Origin of the sequence: Mycobacterium sp. RTGN4 (assembly GCF_033804635.1) — a bacterium.
GTDB lineage: Bacteria > Actinomycetota > Actinomycetes > Mycobacteriales > Mycobacteriaceae > Mycobacterium.
Window position 1 is genome coordinate 91,580 of the sequence record NZ_JAPZLB010000012.1, and the last position, 18,562, is coordinate 110,141.

Genomic DNA, 18,562 nt, shown 5'->3' on the forward strand with positions numbered 1-18,562 from the left:
GGCCAAAGGTTAGTTCACCTGGGCCTGCGCGGCTTAGGCTTCGCCGCCTTCACCTGACAGCGCAAACCTGCCGTCGGCCGTCTGCTCCACCAACCCGTCGGTCAACAATGAATCGAGGGCGCGGTCACGCTGCGCGGGGTCGGACAGCCACGCTACGTCCAGCGCGGCGCGGTTGACGGGGGTGGTGTTGTCGCGCAACACATCCAGCAGCCTTCCACGCACCTGCCTGTCGGTGCCTGCATAGCGTTGCGGCCTACGGGCCGGAGCGTCCGCCGGTGGAAAACCAGCGGCACGCCATGCGCACACACTCAGTGGACACTCGCCGCAGCGTGGCGACCGCGCCGTGCACACCGTCGCGCCGAGTTCCATCAAGGCAACCGAGAATCGCGGTGCGTCAGCATCATTGGGGAGTAGGGCCTCGACGTCGGCGAGGTCGCGCACGCTCGCGGGGGAGTCGGCCCGCCCGTGCACCGCCCTCGCGACCACCCGGCGGACGTTGGTGTCGACGACGGGCACGCGCTTGCGGTAGGCGAAACACGCGACGGCGCGCGCGGTGTATGCCCCGACCCCCGGAAGCGTCAGCAGCACCTCGACGTCATCGGGCACGACGTCGCCGTGTTCTGTCGCGATCACCGTGGCGCACTCGTGCAACCGCTTCGCGCGGCGCGGATATCCGAGCTTGCCCCAGGCCCGAAGCACGTCGGCGGCGCTCGCTGCGGCGGTGGCCGACGGAGTGGGCCACCGCGCGATCCAGTCGCGCCAGATGGGGTCGACCCGGGCCACCGGGGTCTGCTGCAGCATGAACTCGCTGACCAGGATCTGCCATGCAGAAACACCCGGCCGACGCCACGGCAGGTCGCGCTGGGCCGCGTCGTACCAGCGCAGCAGCTCACTCGAATCGAACGTCAACTCCGACTCCGTGCACAATGTGCCCATGCCCAATTCGAATCCGATATCCGCATGGAAGGCACTGAAGGAGGGTAACGAGCGATTCGTCGCCGGCCAGCCGGCCCATCCCAGCCAAAGCATCGCCGACCGGGCGCGACTCGCCCACGGGCAGAAGCCCACCGCGGTGGTCTTCGGCTGCGCCGACAGTCGGGTGGCCGCCGAGATCATCTTCGATCAGGGCCTCGGCGACATGTTCGTCGTACGCACTGCGGGCCACGTCGCCGACCTGGCCGTGCTCGGTTCCATCGAATACGCGGTCTCCATACTCGACGTGCCGCTGATCGTGGTGCTCGGCCACGATAGCTGCGGAGCGGTTCGAGCGGCGCTATCGGCGCTCGACGACGGCGAGATCCCCGGCGGCTACGTGCGTGACATCGTGGAGCGAGTGACCCCGTCGATCCTGCTCGGGCGTGCTTCCGGGCTCACGCGTGTCGACGAGTTCGAGGCGCGGCATGTCAACGAGACGGTCGCCCAGTTGCGGGTGAGGTCCCTGGAGATCGCGCAGCGCATCCAGGAGGGCAGAGTTGCGATCGTCGGGCTTACCTACCACCTGGCCGACGGCCGGGTGGTATTGCGTGACCACTTGGGCGACATCGGCGAAGGCGCATAGCGGCGGAGCGGTCAGCGGGGCGCGACGATGCCGTGGTCGTAGGCGTACACGATCGCGGCGGCGCGGTCGCGTAGCTCAAGTTTCTGAAAGATCCGGCCGATGTGGCTCTTCACGGTGACTGAGGAGATGAACAGATCCTCGGCGATCTCGTTGTTGGAACGGCCCGCGCCGATCAGGGTCAGCACGTCGAGCTCGCGCACCGTCAGCTCGGTCAACGACCCGGCAGGCCGCGCGCCACCCGCCCGTCGGTAGGTGTGCAGAACCCGAGAGGTCACGCCAGGATCCAGGTAGCCCTCGCCCCTGGACACCGCTCGCACCGCGCGGATCAACTCCTCGGCCGATGAGTCCTTGAGGACGAAGCCCGCCGCACCGGCCCGCAGTGCGCCGGACAGTAGCTCGTCCTCGTTGAACGTGGTGAGCGCGAGCACCGGCGGCGAGGCCTGATCCGTCATCCTCCGAATCGCCTCGATGCCGTCGACCCGCTTCATCCGCAGATCCATCACCACCACGTCAGGACGGTGTGCAGCCACGGCGTCGGGAACCTCGTCGCCGTCGCTGCATTCGGCGACGATGACGAAGCCGTCCTTGCGGCGCAGGATCCGGCGCAGTCCGGAACGCACCAGATCCTGGTCGTCGACCAGCAGGACGGAGATGTCCGCGCTGTCGGCGGTCACTGTCCGCGCCCGGTGGTCAACGGGAGCTCCGCTCGAACCGACCAGTCGTCGCCGACGCGGCCGATGTCGATCGCGCCGCCAAGCAGTTCGACGCGCTGACGCATCCCGTTCAGCCCACGCCCGTCGGATGCGGCTTGGACGGTTGACGCGACGGGTATCTCGTTGACGACGGTTAGTCGGGCAGCCGCCCGTGAAACCGACAGCCGCACAGCGGTATTGGATGCAGGCGCGTGCTTGGCGATGTTCGCCAACGATTCCTGCGCGATGCGGTAGAGCGCCAGCCCAACTGCTCCCGACACCCGGTCGTGCGGGCCGTCGGCGTCGAACGTGAGGGCAAGGCCGGCCTGGCGGAAGTCATCGATCAGCACAGGGATGTCACCGATGCCCGGCTCTGGGGCAATCCTGGCCGGGCCCTGGTCTAGCAGGCCGACCGTGCGACGGATGTCGGCCATCGCCTGGCGACCGAGGCGTTCGGCGTCGCACAGTGCATCGACCGCGTCGTCGATGTCGCGGTCCTGCTGCAGGCCACGGCGGGCTCCCGTCACGTGCAGCAGCGTGACGGTGAGCGAATGCGCGATGACGTCATGCACCTCGCGGGCGATCCGACGACGCTCGTCGGTTGCGGCGTGCTCGGCCAGCTCCGCCTGCATCTCGTTCTGTCTGATCAGCAGTTGCCGCTGGGTCCGCAGCAGAAATCCCACCAGCCAGCCCATCGCGATGATGCTGAGGTACATCGCGATTCCGTCCAGCCGGTGCATCGCCGAGGCGGCCCCCAGCAGTGCGGTCGCCAACGCGGTGGCCAGCAGCCCGCCCGACACCGACGCCAGCGACCCGACCGCGCCGACCATCAGCACCAACGACAGCGGTGCGAAATCACCCGGTATCGGCGTCGAGGTGCCGAATAGGAACATCGCCGTGGCGGTCAGCGCGGTAGCCGAGATTAGCGGGGAGTTGAAGTGGATACCGGATACGAAGAACAGCACGAACGGCGATACCGCGACGAGGGAGGCAGCGAGCGCCACCACCAGGTCGGTGTCGGGTCGCTGCACCGTCGCCACGACGATGACCATCGCCATGGCGCAGTCGGTCACGATGACGATGGCCCACGAGTATCCGAGCGGGATGAGCTCGGTCCGCTGCCGGATCCGGTCTCGCAGGTACGTCGTTGCGGCCCGTAGCACCGCCCCATCGTAGAAGGCTTCCGCCCTGCCGACACCCTGCTGCGGTCGGGTTCGAACTCCGCCCACGGGCGGAGTGGAGGAGTCGACTTCGGCACGACGTGCTTGACGCGAGTGCCCACATAACGTCGATCCATGACGTGGTCACAGCGGGGCGCGCAGCTCATCAACCGGTACGCCCCGCTGGTGCTGTGCTGCTGGGTGGTCGCTGCCGGCGTGGGGAATGTGCTTGTGCCGCAACTGGAGACCGTCGTCGCCGAGCACAGCCGCTCGTTCATGCCCGCCGAGGCGGAAAGCTCGATCGCCGTACGACGATCGGCCGAGCTCTTCGGTGAAGCCGCCACCAACAACCTCAACTACGTTGTGCTGGAACGTGATCAACCACTCCAGCCGCAGGACAGGGCGTACTACGACGCGCTGGTGTCGGCGTTGCGCGCCGATACCGTCCACGTCAAGTCGGTGACCGACCTCTGGGCTGACCCGGTCACCGAAGCGGTGGCGCAAAGCGAGGACGGCCGGGCGGCCAACGTCATGATTCGGCTTGCCGGGATGCTGGGCACGACGGAGGCCAGCGACTCCGTCGGCGCGGTCAGGGCGACGGTGGCCCGGCTTGCCGCTCCGGACGGCCTCCACGTCCACGTCACGGGGCCAGGTAGCACGATCGTCGACGAGTTCGCCGAGATCGACCGGCAACTGCTCGGCATCACCGCAGCCACCGTCGCGCTGATCCTGTTGTTACTGCTCGTGGTGTATCGGTCGGTCGTCGCCGCCGCGATCCCGTTGATCTCGGTGGGGTTGGCAATGGCCGTCGCCCGGCCCATCGTCGCGGCGCTCGGACAAGCCGGCCTGATCGAGGTCTCGCTGTTCTCGGTCGCGCTCATCGCCGCGATGATGCTGGGCGCAGGCACCGATTACGCGATCTTCCTGATCGGCCGCTACCACGAACGCCGCCGGTGCGGCGTCGACCCGGCCGTCGCGCTGAGCGACGCGTACCGCGGGGTGGCACCGGTGATCGCGGGTTCGGGGCTCACCGTGGCCGCGGCGCTGGCCTGTTTGAGCGTCGCCGAGGTCAGCGTGTTCCGCAGCGCTGGAATCCCCTGCGCCATCGGTATTCTGGTCGCCATGCTGGCGTCCTTGACGCTGGCCCCTGCGTTGATCGGGCTGGCCGCGAGGCGTGGGCTGCTGGAACCCCGGCGCTCCGTCATCGCGCGTCGCTGGCGGCGCATCGGGGTGGCCGTGGCGCGATGGCCCGGACCGATCTTCGCGGTCAGCGCTGGGCTCGTCGTCATCCTGGCGTTGCCGGTGGCCGGCCTTCGGATGGGCTGGAACGAACCGGCCGCAACGCCGCCTCATGCCGAATCCAACGGTGGGTACGCCGCGATGGACCGGCACTTCCCGGTCAATCGGCTACTGCCCGACGTGGTCACGATCGAAGCCGGACACGACATGCGAAACCCGGCCGGGTTGATCGCTGTCGAGCGAATCACCCGTCAGGTCATGGCGATACCCGGGGTGCGGATGGTGCAGTCCGCCAGCAGGCCCGCGGGCCGGATACCCGACGAGGCAACCCTGAGCCACCAGGTCGGCGTGATGGGTGAGCAGTTCGACGACGGGATCGACGCGATGACCGACGGGCTTCGACGCGTTGCCGACCTCGACGCCACCCTGGCGCAGATGGCGTCCGCGGTGACCCAACTCGGGCGGGGCCTCCAGAGCGGCGCCGACGGACTAGGTGAGGTCTCGTCGGCCGCCGACGACATGCGTTCGGGAATGCAAGGGCTGCAAAGCAATATGTCGTCGGTGTCGGGGTATCTCGACCCGTTACGCAGGTTCGTCGACGCCACCCCCGGCTGCCCGACCAACCCGGTCTGCTCGGTGGTGGTGCGCCTGGTTCAGCCCGTGGACGACGCCATGCGTAGCTCAGCCGAATTGACCGATGGCACAACCAAACTGACAGACGGCTCGGGCACCGCGACCGCAGCGCTCGCAGGGCTGCCCGCCACGGTGCGCTCGATGACCGCCAGTCTGAGTCAGGCGAGATCGGCCACTCGCGACGTGGCCGACATGGTGAACTCCATTGGGCCGCAGGTGCGTGCGCTGACCGACTACCTGGATGAGCTCGACACCCAGTTCAGGGGCAGCGCGGCCGGCGGTTTCTACCTACCCGAACGCGCCCTGACCGACCCACGCTTTCAAGGGGCGCTGCGCAACCTGATGTCGGCGGATGGCCGCGCGACCTACCTGCTGGTGTACGGCGACGGGCAGGAGTGGGGCGTCGACGGCGCTGCGCGCGCACGACAGCTCGACACCGCGATCACCGAGGCGACCAAGGAGGGGACGCTCACCCCGACCGGCGTGGAACTTGCGGGCGTCGGGCCAGCGACCCGCGACCTTCAGGAGTTCGTCAGGGGCGACATCGTGTTGCTCGTCGGGGCAACCCTGGCGCTGATCTTCCTAATCGTGGCGGTGATGCTGCGCAGCCCGGTGGCGGGCCTCGCGGTGGTCGGGACCGTCGTCGTGTCCTACGCCTCGGCGCTCGGCGTCAGCGTCCTGGTGTGGCAGCACCTGCTCGGCCACGAACTGCACTGGGCCGTCGCGCCGATCTCGTTCATCGCGTTGGTCGCCGTCGGCGCCGATTACAACCTGCTGCTGACGATGCGGATCCGGGAGGAGGCGCGGGCGGGTATCCGCACGGGCATCATCAGGGCCTTCGCAGGCACCGGCGGCGTGGTGACCACCGCCGGGATGGTCTTCGGCATCACGATGTTCGCCCTGGTAGGAGGCAGTGTCCTGAGCGTCGCCCAGATCGGTTTCACGGTCGGCGCCGGACTATTGGTGGACACGTTGATCGTCCGCACGTACGTAGTGCCGTCGCTAGTGGCGTTGCTCGGCCGATGGTTCTGGTGGCCACTTCGGCAGTCGACTTTGAGTCACATCGGAAAAGGCTGAGGCGCGACACGCCGAGCGAGGTCGGACGACTAGCGATGACCTGGCCTTACCGTGAACTTGTGCTAGATCTAGAACCGCAGGGCCCGCTGCCACCCGAGATCTACAAGCGGCGCCGCATGCTCGCCATCGGGGTTGCGGCGCTTGTCCTCGCCATCGTCGTCACGGTCGTCATCGTCGTGATCTCCAATGCGACCGGCGACACGAAGACCGACGGCAAGCCCAGCGTAAGCGCGGCGCCCCCGACTCCGCTGCCTGGCGAGAATCCCGAGGTCAAGTCACCTGTGCTGCCGCCGGCACCGGAGGCTCCGCCCCCGACTCCAACGCCCACCGCGGCCGTCACGCCGCCGCCGGTGCTCAAGGAGGGTGAGGACTGCCCGGACTCCACGCTGGCGGTCAAGGGCATCACCAGCCAGCCCGACTACTCGGTCGGGGATCAGCCCAAGTTCACGATGGTCGTCACCAACATCGGACTCGTCGCGTGCAAGCGGGACGTCGGTGCCTCCGTATTGGCGGCCTACGTCTACGGCCTCGACAACACGCGGCTGTGGTCCAACCTCGACTGTGCGCCCTCGAACGAGACGCTGGTCAAGACGTTCAACCCGGGCGAGCAGGTCACCACCGAGGTGACGTGGACCGGCATGGGTTCGGCGCCGAACTGCCCGCTGCCGCGCCAGCCGATCGGGCCAGGCACATACAACCTGGTGGTCCAGCTCGGAAATCTGCGGTCGTCAACGTTGCCGTTCGCGCTGGCCGAAGCCGCCCCCGCGGCGCCGGCAGGCGACGCCCCGCCGCCAGCCGAAGGTGCCCCCGCTCCGGGGAACTGACTCAGGCCAGCTGGTCTGCGATGGTCGACTCGGCCAACTGCGACAGTCCTTCGCGGATGTGGCGCGCCCACATCGACCCGATGCCGTCCACCGACTGAAGGTCGCTTGCGCTTGCGGCGAGCACGCCCTGTAGCGAGCCAAACGCGTGCACCAGCAGGTCGACATGTGCGAACTGCAGCCGCGGTATGCCCGCCATGGCCCGGTAGCCGCGTGAGCTCATCGCCGAATCCTGGGCCTCCAACGTCGTTGGGTAGCCGAAAACCCTTGCCAGCGCAGTGAAGTCGAGCAACTCGTTGTCGTTGAGCCCGTCGAGTTCATCCAGCGTCGACGTCACCTGCGTGGTGGTGGGCGGGTCGGGGTTGGCGTGATAGTCGCGGACGATGAGCTCGCGTGCGGTGTCGTTGTCACCGACGAGTTCCTCGAGTTGCAGCTTGAGCTGCCGTCCTGCGGTGCCGAGTTCGACTACGTCGGCGTCGATCTCGAGGCTGATCCGACGGACCATCTCAAGCCGCTGCACGACCGTCATCACGTCGCGCAGCGTCACGAAGTCCTCGATCTCGGCCGTGGACAGCTGCCTGTTGACCTCGTCCAAGCGCGTCTTGTAGCGCTCGAGTGTGGCGATGGTTTGGTTGGCCCGCGAAAGAATGGTCGCGGAGTCCGGGACGACGTGCCGTTCCCCAGCCACATAAACCGTCACGATGCTCATCGAGTGGCTGACCGAGACCACCGGATAGCCGGTCTGGACGGCGGTACGTTCGGCCGACCGGTGCCTTGTCCCGGATTCCTCGGTGGGAATCGACGGGTCTGGCACCAACTGCACGTTGGCGCGCAGGATGCGGGTGCCGTCGCTGGACAACACGACCGCGCCGTCCATCTTCGACAGCTCGCGCAGCCTCGTAGGGGCGTAGCGCACGTCCAGCGTGAATCCGCCGTCGCAGATGGCGTCGACGCTGTCGTCATAGCCGAGCACGATGAGCGCGCCCGTCTGGCCCCGCAGGATGCGTTCAAGGCCGTCGCGAAGCGGTGTCCCCGGCGCCAGCCGGCCCAGCGTCTCGCGCAGGGTCGGGCGAGCCAGCTGGACCACTGTGCCGCGGGTGGTCCTACTGCTGGACTTCACGGCCATCGCGCCTCCTAATTCCCCGGTAGCTGCGCTCCTGCCCGCCGCACCTAGGCATCAGCCGCCATTGTCGGCGATGCGCTGCACCCCGTGCAACAACATGCCGATGTCCTCGATGGTGCGGATCCGCAGACCCGCAGGCACGTCCTTGACGCCAGGCGGCACCATAGCGGACTTGAAACCGAGCCTGGCGGCCTCGGCCAACCTGCGGTCCGTGCCGGTTACCCTGCGGATGTCACCGGCGAGGCCCACCTCGCCGATGAACACGGCGTCGGCGGGCATGGGAACGTCCTCGAACGCCGACGCGATCGCGGCAGCCACGGCCAGGTCCGTTGACGGATCGGCCAGGCGCATGCCGCCGACGGTGGAGAGGTACACGTCGCACTTGCCAAGCGGTAGCTTGGCCCGCTTCTCCAATACGGCGAGGATCATCGCGGCGCGCGACGAGTCGATGCCGCTGGTGGCGCGCCGCGGGTTGCTTGCCGACGATTCGGCGACGAGTGCCTGCACCTCGCCGATGAGCGGACGCTTGCCGTCCATCGTCACCGTCACCGCGGTGCCAGGAACCGGGGCCGGGCGCTGGTCGCGGAACAGTCCGGATGGGTCGGCGACCCCCTCTATTCCGTTGTCGTGCAACAGGAAACACCCGACCTCGTCGGCGGCGCCGAAGCGGTTCTTCACGCCACGCACCATCCGCAGCGCGGAGGCCCGGTCACCCTCGAAGTGCAATACGACGTCGACGAGGTGCTCGAGGGACCGCGGGCCGGCGATGGCCCCGTCCTTCGTGACGTGGCCGACGAGGATCATCGCGACCCGCGAAGAGGCTGCACCCTTGGCGTATGACGTCAGCGCGGTGGTGACCGCGCGGACCTGAGTGACCCCGCCGGTGACTCCGTCGACGTCCGAGGTGGACATGGTCTGCACTGAGTCCACGATGACCAAAGACGGCCGAACCGCCTCGATGTGTCCGAGCGCGGTCTGCAGGTCGGACTCGGCAGCCAGGAAGACCTCGTCGTGGGTGCAGCCGGTGCGTTCGGCGCGCAGCCGGATCTGACCGGCGGACTCCTCGCCAGACAGGTACAGCGCGCGCCGCCCCGTGCTGGCCCAGCGATGGGCGACCTCGAGTAGCAGCGTCGACTTGCCGACCCCAGGGTCGCCTGCCAACAGCGTCACCGAACCGGGGACAAGGCCGCCGCCGAGCACCCGGTCGAGTTCGCTTACGCCGGTGTGGAAGTGACGCGTTTGGCCGGGATCGATGGACGTGATGGGGACGGCCGGGGAGTTGGGCACGACCGACCGGGCTCCGGTCGTGCCGCCGACCATGCTGATCGTGGCCACCTCATTGACCGTGCCCCACGTGCCGCAATCCGCGCAGCGGCCAACCCATTTGGCGGTGACGTGATTGCACTCCGAACAGCGGTACTGCGCACGCACCTTCGCCCCTGCCTTGGCCACGAACCGACGTTAGCCGCCGCGACTGACAGAACGGATTCGACGCGCTAGTGCGGGCCTGCCGGCACGCTCACGCCGTTGTTCTCCGCGTTGTCGACGCGACGTGAACCCTCGCCGGCGGCGATGGGCACCTCGACGGTCTGCTGGCCCGCATTCTCGAAGGTGAAGGTGAACGGGTAGGTCAGGCCGTTGCTTATCGGCTTGGTCAGCGCGACGGCGGCCTCGGCGGTGCCCGCGCCTTCGGTGACGCCCAGGGGGCTGGGCTGAAAGTCTGGCGTACCGACAACCAGCGTGCCGCCGGGGAGCACCCTGGTGTCACCGACCAAAGCCACGGACCCGACGTCCGACGTGATCGACACCAGCCGGTCGCCGTTTGCGGCGGAGCCGTTGGCTGCCACGAACAGCAGTTCGACGTCAGCGCCTGGTTGTACGTAAGCGGAGTCCTGCACCGCGCGCAGGTGGATGTTGCGCAGGTCGATGTTGCCGACCGTCGCGCCGGTGCCGTTGATGGCAGGCTGCTGCCCGGCGGTCTGCGCGACCTGCCCTGCGCTACAGCCGGCAAGCGTCACCACGACGGCCAGCCCACCAGCCGCCAGGCCCGCGGTCATGGCAGGAATGCGCGTTCTGATGCGGTTCACGGAAGCCTCCTGGTCAGCCTTGACGTGGGTCCCAGGTATCGAACCCTGACAGTACTAAGGAGAGTAGTAGGTGGCGGTTGGCCGCGATAGACGAGGGCAAGCACGGACCCCAATCCCGTCTGTACCGCGGGTAGCCAGGGCCTTGAAAGGCGACGAGCGCAGCGCACGCGAGGGTTGCCGAGGGCCAGGCGTTTGCCCCGCTGACTGCATGTATTCGCCATGGTGTCAAGCCCCCTCCATCATCATCAGTGCCCCTGACCTGCATAGTTGTTCAACGTGTGACGTAGCCCCGTGCTAACATTGAGATGTGAAAGGGGCTCGAAACTGATGATTTTCAAGGTCGGAGACACCGTTGTCTATCCACACCACGGTGCTGCATTGATCGAGGCGATCGAAACCCGGACCATCAAGGGCGAGCAGAGAGAATATCTCGTCTTGAAGGTCGCTCAGGGCGATCTCACGGTTCGAGTTCCTGCAGACAATGCCGAGTACGTCGGCGTTCGTGACGTGGTCGGGCAGGAGGGCCTCGACAAGGTCTTCCAGGTACTGCGTGCCCCGCATACCGAGGAGCCGACCAACTGGTCGCGTCGCTACAAGGCGAACCTCGAGAAGCTGGCCTCCGGTGACGTGAACAAGGTCGCTGAGGTCGTTCGCGACCTGTGGCGTCGTGACCAGGAGCGCGGGCTGTCTGCGGGTGAGAAGCGCATGCTCGCCAAGGCCCGGCAGATCCTCGTCGGTGAATTGGCGCTCGCTGAGGGCACCGATGACGAGCGGGCTGCCACCATGCTCGACGAGGTACTCGCCGCCGCGTCCTAAGGGACCTCGTGTTGCGTATCGGTCTTGGCACCGATGTACACCCCATAGAGGTTGGGCGGCCGTGTTGGCTGCTGGGCCTGCTGTTTGATGACGCTGACGGCTGCGCCGGGCATTCCGATGGTGACGTCGCTGCTCACGCACTGTGCGACGCGTTGCTCAGCGCGGCCGGGCTTGGCGATCTCGGGTCAGTTTTCGGTACCGATCAGCCTCAGTGGCGCGGCGTCGGCGGCGCAGACATGCTTCGCCACGTGCGCAGGCTGCTGCTTGCCGATGGCTACCGGGTGGGCAACGCCTCGGTCCAGGTGATCGGAAATCGACCCAAGGTCGGTCCCCGCCGGATCGAGGCTCAGCAAGTGCTTTCCGAGCTACTCGATGCTCCCGTATCGGTGTCGGCGACCACCACCGACGGGCTCGGACTCACAGGCCGAGGTGAGGGGTTGGCGGCCATCGCCACCGCGCTCGTCGTCGCCGTTGAAGCCTGACTGTTAAACAACGGCGAATTGGGCCGGTAAGCTGGCCCGTCGTGACCGACACGGGCCTGCGCCTCCACGACACCATGACCGGTGCCGTGCGCGACTTCGTCCCACTCCGGGCGGGGCATGCGTCGATTTACCTGTGTGGCGCGACCGTACAGGGGCAGCCCCACATCGGACATGTGCGCAGCGGCGTCGCGTTCGACGTGCTTCGTCGTTGGCTCACCGCAAAGGGCTTCGACGTCGCCTTCATCCGGAACGTCACCGACATCGACGACAAGATCCTGATCAAGGCCGCCGACGCAGGCCGGCCGTGGTGGGAGTGGGCGGCTACCTTCGAGCGCGCCTTCAGCCAGGCGTACGACGCGCTCGGAGTGCTGCCGCCGTCGGTCGAACCCCGCGCCACCGGCCACATCACCCAGATGGTCGAGCTCATCGAACGGCTGATAGCGGCAGGCCACGCATACGCCAGCGACGGCGACGTCTACTTCGACGTGCTCAGCTACGCGCAGTACGGCCAACTGTCCGGACACCGAGTCGATGACGTCCATCAGGGTGAGGGCGTGGCCAAGGGCAAGCGCGACGAGCGCGACTTCACGTTGTGGAAGGGCGTCAAACCCGGCGAGCCGTCGTGGCCGACCCCGTGGGGCCGCGGGCGCCCCGGCTGGCACACCGAGTGCGTCGCGATGTGCGAGACGTACCTTGGCCCCGAGTTCGACATCCACGCGGGCGGCATGGACCTGGTGTTCCCGCACCACGAGAACGAGATCGCACAGGCCTGCGCGGTGGGCGACGGGTTCGCCCAGTACTGGCTGCACAACGGCTGGGTCACCATGGGCGGCGAGAAGATGAGCAAGTCGCTTGGCAACGTGCTGGCGATCCCCGCGGTATTGCAGCGGGTGCGGGCCGCTGAATTGCGCTATTACCTCGGCAGTGCCCACTACCGCTCGATGCTGGAGTTCTCCGAGACGGCGCTGAACGACGCTGCCAATGCGTACACGGGCATCGAGGAATTCCTGCACCGGGTGCGCGGCCGCGTCGGCACGGTGGTGCCAGGCACCTGGACGCCGAAGTTCGCTGCGGCGCTCGACGACGACCTCGCCGTGCCCATCGCGCTGGCCGAGGTGCACGCTGCTCGGGCCGAGGGCAATCGCGCGTTGGACGCGGGTGATCACGAGGCCGCGATGGCGCACGCTTCGTCGATCCGCGCGATGATGGGCATTCTCGGGTGCGACCCGCTCGATGAGCGTTGGGAGTCGCGCGACGAGACGCGGGCGGCGTTGACGGCGGTCGACGAATTGGTGCAATGGGCGCTCGTCCAGCGCACTGACGCACGTGAACACAAGAACTGGGCCCAAGCGGACGAGATCCGTGACCGGCTGAAGGCAGCAGGCATCGAGGTCACCGACACAGCCGACGGTCCTCAATGGAGCCTGCTCGATGGAGACGGAAAATAATGGCTGGAAATTCACAGCGGCGCGGTGCCGTGCGCAAGACGGGCAGCAAGAAGGGCCCGACCGTAGGTTCCGGCGGGGTCCGCAGGCGCGGGCTGGAAGGCAGGGGCGCCACCCCGCCCGCCTCCGAGCGCACCCATCATCCGGCCGCCAAGCGCGCAGCCAAGGCCGCCAAGACCGCGAAGCAGCAACGGGCTCGCCGCAAGACCGACGACGTCGAACTCGTACTCGGCCGCAACCCCGTCGTGGAGTGTCTGCGCGCGGGCGTCCCTGCCACTGCGCTGTACGTCGCGCTTGGCACCGAGACCGACGAGCGGATGACCGAATCCGTAACGCGGGCAGCAGATGCCGGCATTGCGATCCTCGAAGTGCCGCGCACCGACCTCGACCGGATGAGCACCAACGGGCTGCATCAAGGCATCGCGCTGCAGGTGCCACCGTACGACTACGCCCACCCCGACGACATGCTGAAGTCGGCGACCTCGGACGTCCTTCCCGCGTTGATGGTCGCGCTGGACAACATCAGCGATCCGCGCAACCTCGGCGCCATCGTGCGGTCGGTGTCGGCGTTCGGTGGACACGGCGTGTTGATCCCGCAACGCCGTTCGGCGTCGGTGACGGCGGTGGCGTGGCGCACCAGCGCGGGTGCTGCGGCCCGCCTTCGCGTCGCGCGTGCCACCAACCTCAATCGCACGCTGAAGAGTTGGTCCGACGCCGGACTCCAGATCGTCGGCCTCGACGCCAACGGCGACACCGAACTCGACGAGTTGGATGCCACTGGGCCGACCGTCGTCGTAGTCGGCTCCGAGGGCAAGGGCCTCTCGCGCCTGGTGCGTGAGCACTGCGATGCGATCGTGTCGATTCCTATGGCGGGGCCGACGGAGTCGCTCAACGCGTCGGTGGCCGCGGGCGTGGTGCTCGCGGAGATCGCGCGGCAGCGCCGCAGTTAGTTCACACGCCGAACAGTTGCACACCGGCCCACAGGCCGAGCACGGCGACCACCAACGTCAGCGGGGTGGTCACCAGCCCGACCCTGCTGAATTCGACGAACCCGGCGTCGAGTCCATCACGTCGAACGACATTGCGCCACAGCAGATTCGACAGCGAGCCCGGATAGGTGAGGTTCGGGCCGATGTTCACGCCGATCAGCACGGCGAGCACCGCCGCCGGACCCAGTCCGGCCACCAGGGGGAGTAATACCAGTACCGCAGGCAGATTGTTGACGACATTGGCCAGCAGGGCGGCGATGACGGCGATGCCGAGCAGCGCGGCCAGCGTCGTGTCGTCGGGAAGCACGGCTTGCATCGCGGTGCCCAGTCCGTGGTGGGTGACCGCGGTGACCACCACCCCGAGACACAGCACGAAGGCCAGGAACGGGATATTGACGGCCTCCACGATTCCGCGGACGGAGCTGCGGCCACGGGCCAATCCGTGAATCGCCAACGCCACGGCGCCCGCGAACGCCGCCCACGCCGGCGCGATGCCGAGGGCCGACGTGGCCGCGAATCCGAACAGGGTCGCGCCAAGCACCACAAGCACGAATACCGGAACCTCGGCAGGTGGGGGTGCCGACGGCTCCAGCGGAGCGACGAGCTCACGGCGAAAGTAGAAGCGCAGCAACGCATATTCGACGGCGATGGCGAGCACCCACGGCAGCGCCATCAACGCGGTGAAGTGGACGAAGGCGAGCCCGGCTGCGCTGAACGCCAACAGGTTGGTCAAGTTGGACACCGGGAGCAGCAGTGACGCGGTGTTCGACAGGTGTGCGGTGGCGTATGCGTGCGGCTTCGGCGGACTCTGCAGCGTACGGGCGGTCGCGAGCACGACCGGCGTCAACAGCACCACGGTCGCGTCGAGGCTGAGCACGGCCGTGGTGCCTGCCGCGATGAGGAACACCCAGCCGAGCAGTTTGCGTGGCCGGCCGCCGCTGCGTCGTGCCATCGCGACGCCCGCCGCGTGAAACAGGCCCGCGTCGTCGCACAGCTTCGCGAGCACCAGCACCGCGGCGAGGAAACCGACGACGGGGAGCAGGTCCTTGACCTCGGCGACGGCGTCCGCCCAAGTGACCACACCCGTGGCGATCAGCAGCGCCGCCGCCGGTACCGCCACCACGGCCTCGGGCCAGCCGCGCGGCCGAACCATTGCGAACCCGAGCACCACGGCCAGCGCGGCGAGCGCCAGCGTCAGCTCCACGGGTCAGCGCGCTGCCACAACGTGGGGAGCTGCAGTGGGATGCCGTCTTCGGCCGCCAGGCGGGAAAGCACCCGCATCGACACGTCGAGGTCGTCGCCCGCGTAGGGCAACGCGCGTAGCGGCGCGTGCAGCGGGCGGAAGAAATCGTCCCAATGGATCAACACCACGCGGCGGGCCCCAACCGACCGCACGGTCTCCGTCCAGTAGTCGACGAGGTAGCGCTCCGGCTGTAGCCCGAGTTGACCGATGCCGAGGTACACCACGTCGGCGCGCTGACCGCTCAGTGCACCGGTCACGTACCCGGCGCTGCCGACGACCAGCAGCCGCCGGTCGGTGGGTACGTGGTGGATAAGCGTCGACCACGACTCCCCGCATCGGTACGCCGACGCCTTCACCGGTGGGACGACCGGGGCGGTGATCTTGCCAGGGAAGCGGTCCGGTGGGCAGTGGTCGCCCTCGATCAGTGTGACGACCCAGTTATCCTTGGCGCCCAACGTGATTGGCACGCCGGGGTGAGCGGTGACGAGCCGGTCCTCGGCCAGGCCGAACCCACGACCGACCTGCGCGGTCGAGGTCCCACCCACCACCTTGGCGCCCGTGCGTGCGGCGACGACAGCGGAATCCATGACGTGGTCGAAGTGGGAGTGCACCGGCAGCACGGCATCGAGCGACGTGACGCCCAACCGGGCCAGACAGCCGTCGATGCGGGGTTCCGACGGCGACAGCCTGCGCGTTGCCACCGCGGCCAGCGACGGGCGGGAGAAGAATCCGTCGGTCATCAGCGCGGAGTCGCCGTCGTCGACGAGCAGGGTGGTGACTCCTGCCCACGTCACCGCCAGCGGGGCGTCCGCGGCTGCGGTGGACGCGTCGAAGTAGTCCCGGTAGTCGTCGAGCTTCGGTCTGCCGAGTTTGAGCCGCATCAGGCGAACGCCGCCAATTGGATGCCCTCGGATTCCAGCCGTTGTCGCAAGGTGTGCGCGATCTGCACCGCGCCAGGTGAATCACCGTGCACGCAAACGGATTCCACGCTGATCGGGATGCGTGATCCGTCTACTGCGGTGACACGCCCGGTGTTGATCATCGAAACCACCCGCTCGGCGATCTGGTCGACGTCGTGAAGAACCGCATCGGGCTCCCGACGGGAGACCAGCTGGCCGTCAGCGCGATAGGCCCGGTCGGCGAAGGCCTCTGGCACCGTGCGAAGGCCGAGTCGTTCGGCGGCGGTGAAGAACTCAGAACCTGCCAGCCCGAGTACCGGCAACCCGGGGTCGACGGCGTGCACGGCCGCAGCGACGGCAGCCGCCTGTCCGCTGTCGGTGACGATGGTGTTGTACAGCGCGCCATGGGGTTTCACATAGCTGACGGTCGAGCCCGCGGTATGTGCCAGGGCCTGCAGCGCGCCCAGCTGGTACACGACGTCGGCGAACAGATCCTCGGCGGTGACGTCGATGAAGCGGCGGCCGAACCCGGCCAGGTCGCGATAGCCCACCTGGGCGCCGATGCGCACGTCCCGTGCAGCGGCGGCGCGACATACACGGGCCAGCCCGGCTGGGTCGCCCGCGTGGAATCCGCACGCGACGTTGGCGCTGGTCACCAGGTCGAGCATGGCGTCGTCGTCGCCGAGCTGCCATACCCCGAAGCCCTCGCCGAGATCGGCGTTGAGGTCGATGGTCGCGGCGGACACGTCGGCCAGCCTACGTCGGCGACGCGGCAGTCGGAGCCCAGCAGTTCTCAGACACGAACTCCGCCAGCGGACGTGCAGAAGTCCACGCCTCGAGTTCGAGGACGGGTCGGTCGGGGAACGCGGGCACCGGACCAAGACACAGGATCGCGACCGGCTCGGCGTCGGCAGGCATGTTCAGGAGCCGCGCGAGCCGGTCCGGGTCGAATATCGACACCCACCCGAGTCCGAGCCCCTCGACGCGCGCGGCCAGCCACAGGTTCTGAATGGCACACGACACCGACGCCAGGTCCATCTGGGGCATCGTGCGGCGGCCGAAGACATGTCGGCTGCGGTCCTCGCCGAGTGCGACGACGAGCAGCTCGGCACAGTCCAGGATGCCCTCGACCTTGAGCGCCAGGAACTCGTCGCCACGCGTGCCGAGCGCATCGGCGGTGAGCCTGCGTTCTTCGTCGACGAGTGTATGGAGCCGGGTGCGTAAGCCGGTGTCGGTGATCCTGACGAACCGCCACGGCTGCATCAGCCCGACGCTCGGTGCGGCGTGCGCGGCCGCGAGCAAGCGGGCCAGTACGGGCTCGGGAATGGTTGTGTCCGGAACGAACTCGCGCATGTCGCGGCGTTCCGATATCGCGCGGTAGACAGCCCTTCGTTCCGGCTCGCTGAATGCGTGTGCTGCTGTCACGTCGGTCAGCTTAAGTGGCAGCCTGGTGAGATGACTGCGAGCCGTAGCGAAGTCCTGATCAGTGCGAGCGAACTCCGCGAGGTCTTGGCCGGCGGCGCCCCGCCGACCGTGCTCGACGTACGGTGGCAACTCGCCAAGCCCGACGGGCGAGACGACTACGCATCCGGCCACGTGCCGGGCGCGGTGTACGTCTCACTCGACGACGACCTCACCGATCACGGGCTTCAAGGACGCGGTCGCCATCCGTTGCCGTCGGGGGCCGCCATCGAATCGTCGGCCCGCCGGTGGGGGATTCGCACCGGCGTGCTGGTAGTGGTCTACGACGACTGGAACCGCGCCGCGTCGGCGCGGGCGTGGTGGGTGCTCACGGCGGCGGGCATTCCTGGCGTGCGGATCCTCGACGGCGGGCTGGCCGCCTGGACGGAGTCGGGCGGGGAACTCGAAACCGGCACGGCGACAGTCGAACCCGGCGATGTCTCCGTCGCTCACCAAGACCTGTACGCAGGCGCGCTGCCGACCCTGTCGGCCGATGAGGCCGCGGCTTTGGGCAACCGCCTGGTCGATGCGCGCGCGCCCGAGCGGTTCCGTGGGGACGTCGAACCGGTGGACCCGGTCGCCGGGCACGTACCGGGCGCGGTCAACGTGCCGAGTACGTCGCTGCTGGCCGCCGATGGCACGTTCCTGGCCGACGACGACCTGCGGGCCCGGTGGGGCGACGGCGTCGGTGCGTATTGCGGGTCTGGCGTCACGGCATCGGTCGTGGTCGTCGCGTTGGCCGCGGCGGGGGTGCCGGTGGCGCTGTTCCCTGGGTCGTGGTCGCAGTGGTGTGCGGATCCGTCGCGTCCCGTGGGAGTGGGTCCCGCGTGACGACGC

General features: G+C 68.1%; 18 protein-coding genes. 8 read left to right on the forward strand and 10 right to left on the reverse strand.

Features of this window, described 5'->3' with window-relative positions; genetic code table 11:
• Window positions 1-33: 33 nt before the first annotated feature.
• Window positions 34-909 carry an A/G-specific adenine glycosylase gene (locus tag SLQ30_RS23800; RefSeq protein ID WP_319449248.1) on the reverse strand — a complete coding sequence of 292 codons (876 nt, stop codon included), beginning with the start codon at window positions 907-909 and terminating at the stop codon, window positions 34-36.
• A gap of 25 nt (window positions 910-934) precedes the next feature.
• Between SLQ30_RS23800 and SLQ30_RS23805 the strand changes: the two genes are divergently transcribed.
• Window positions 935-1,558: a carbonic anhydrase gene (locus SLQ30_RS23805; protein WP_319449249.1), complete on the forward strand. Its 624-nt coding sequence runs from the start codon at window positions 935-937 to the stop codon at window positions 1,556-1,558.
• An 11-nt stretch (window positions 1,559-1,569) separates the two neighbouring features.
• On the opposite strand, the gene SLQ30_RS23810 is transcribed toward SLQ30_RS23805, so the two are convergent.
• Complete coding sequence (locus SLQ30_RS23810) at window positions 1,570-2,232, reverse strand: response regulator transcription factor (protein WP_319449250.1); 663 nt, start codon at window positions 2,230-2,232, stop codon at window positions 1,570-1,572.
• Window positions 2,229-3,413, reverse strand: a complete 1,185-nt coding sequence (locus tag SLQ30_RS23815) for a sensor histidine kinase (protein WP_319449331.1) — start codon at window positions 3,411-3,413, stop codon at window positions 2,229-2,231. Before SLQ30_RS23815 ends, SLQ30_RS23810 begins: the two co-directional genes overlap by 4 nt.
• A 132-nt stretch (window positions 3,414-3,545) precedes the next feature.
• Between SLQ30_RS23815 and SLQ30_RS23820 the strand changes: the two genes are divergently transcribed.
• Together SLQ30_RS23820 and SLQ30_RS23825 are read left to right on the forward strand one after the other, a co-directional pair.
• A complete protein-coding gene (locus SLQ30_RS23820) occupies window positions 3,546-6,359 on the forward strand; it encodes an RND family transporter (RefSeq protein WP_319449251.1) in 2,814 nt (937 codons plus the stop codon).
• Between the two features lie 59 nt (window positions 6,360-6,418).
• Window positions 6,419-7,183 (forward strand): hypothetical protein, encoded by a 765-nt coding sequence (locus SLQ30_RS23825; RefSeq protein WP_319449252.1) that lies wholly within the window; start codon window positions 6,419-6,421, stop codon window positions 7,181-7,183.
• Window position 7,184: 1 nt separating this feature from the next.
• Here the strand turns inward: SLQ30_RS23825 and disA are convergent, their stop codons facing one another.
• From disA to SLQ30_RS23840, 3 genes are read right to left on the reverse strand one after another with little or no spacing between them, the layout of a single operon-like run.
• Window positions 7,185-8,306: a DNA integrity scanning diadenylate cyclase DisA gene (disA, locus tag SLQ30_RS23830; protein ID WP_413468163.1), complete on the reverse strand. Its 1,122-nt coding sequence runs from the start codon at window positions 8,304-8,306 to the stop codon at window positions 7,185-7,187.
• 51 nt (window positions 8,307-8,357) lie between these two features.
• Complete coding sequence (gene radA / locus SLQ30_RS23835) at window positions 8,358-9,755, reverse strand: DNA repair protein RadA (protein WP_319449253.1); 1,398 nt, start codon at window positions 9,753-9,755, stop codon at window positions 8,358-8,360.
• A 44-nt stretch (window positions 9,756-9,799) separates the two neighbouring features.
• Window positions 9,800-10,390: a hypothetical protein gene (locus SLQ30_RS23840; RefSeq protein WP_319449254.1), complete on the reverse strand. Its 591-nt coding sequence runs from the start codon at window positions 10,388-10,390 to the stop codon at window positions 9,800-9,802.
• Between the two features lie 327 nt (window positions 10,391-10,717).
• Between SLQ30_RS23840 and carD the strand changes: the two genes are divergently transcribed.
• The 4 genes from carD to rlmB are packed head-to-tail and all read left to right on the forward strand — an operon-like array spanning window position 10,718 to window position 14,083.
• Window positions 10,718-11,206: an RNA polymerase-binding transcription factor CarD gene (carD, locus tag SLQ30_RS23845; protein ID WP_319449255.1), complete on the forward strand. Its 489-nt coding sequence runs from the start codon at window positions 10,718-10,720 to the stop codon at window positions 11,204-11,206.
• A gap of 8 nt (window positions 11,207-11,214) precedes the next feature.
• Window positions 11,215-11,688, forward strand: coding sequence for a 2-C-methyl-D-erythritol 2,4-cyclodiphosphate synthase (gene ispF / locus SLQ30_RS23850; RefSeq protein WP_319449256.1), 474 nt, complete (start codon window positions 11,215-11,217; stop codon window positions 11,686-11,688).
• A gap of 41 nt (window positions 11,689-11,729) precedes the next feature.
• Window positions 11,730-13,136: a cysteine--tRNA ligase gene (cysS, locus tag SLQ30_RS23855; protein WP_319449257.1), complete on the forward strand. Its 1,407-nt coding sequence runs from the start codon at window positions 11,730-11,732 to the stop codon at window positions 13,134-13,136.
• Window positions 13,136-14,083: a 23S rRNA (guanosine(2251)-2'-O)-methyltransferase RlmB gene (gene rlmB / locus SLQ30_RS23860; RefSeq protein ID WP_319449258.1), complete on the forward strand. Its 948-nt coding sequence runs from the start codon at window positions 13,136-13,138 to the stop codon at window positions 14,081-14,083. The genes cysS and rlmB overlap by 1 nt, the downstream gene beginning before the upstream one ends.
• Window position 14,084: 1 nt before the next feature.
• Here the strand turns inward: rlmB and SLQ30_RS23865 are convergent, their stop codons facing one another.
• From SLQ30_RS23865 to bluB, 4 genes are read right to left on the reverse strand one after another with little or no spacing between them, the layout of a single operon-like run.
• Window positions 14,085-15,320: an SLC13 family permease gene (locus SLQ30_RS23865; protein ID WP_319449333.1), complete on the reverse strand. Its 1,236-nt coding sequence runs from the start codon at window positions 15,318-15,320 to the stop codon at window positions 14,085-14,087.
• Entirely contained in the window at window positions 15,317-16,246 is a 930-nt protein-coding gene (locus tag SLQ30_RS23870; protein ID WP_319449259.1) for an MBL fold metallo-hydrolase, read from the reverse strand. The genes SLQ30_RS23865 and SLQ30_RS23870 overlap by 4 nt, the downstream gene beginning before the upstream one ends.
• The gene (locus SLQ30_RS23875; RefSeq protein WP_319449260.1) at window positions 16,246-17,010 is read right to left on the reverse strand and encodes a 5-oxoprolinase subunit PxpA; all 765 of its coding nucleotides are present in this window, start codon (window positions 17,008-17,010) and stop codon (window positions 16,246-16,248) included. Before SLQ30_RS23875 ends, SLQ30_RS23870 begins: the two co-directional genes overlap by 1 nt.
• Window positions 17,011-17,020: 10 nt before the next feature.
• Window positions 17,021-17,617 (reverse strand): 5,6-dimethylbenzimidazole synthase, encoded by a 597-nt coding sequence (gene bluB, locus SLQ30_RS23880; protein WP_413468171.1) that lies wholly within the window; start codon window positions 17,615-17,617, stop codon window positions 17,021-17,023.
• Window positions 17,618-17,719: 102 nt separating this feature from the next.
• Here bluB and SLQ30_RS23885 point away from each other — a divergent pair, with 102 nt between their 5' ends.
• On the forward strand, window positions 17,720-18,556 hold the full coding sequence (locus SLQ30_RS23885) for a sulfurtransferase (RefSeq protein ID WP_319449261.1): 837 nt from the start codon (window positions 17,720-17,722) through the stop codon (window positions 18,554-18,556).
• Window positions 18,557-18,562 lie beyond the last annotated feature (6 nt).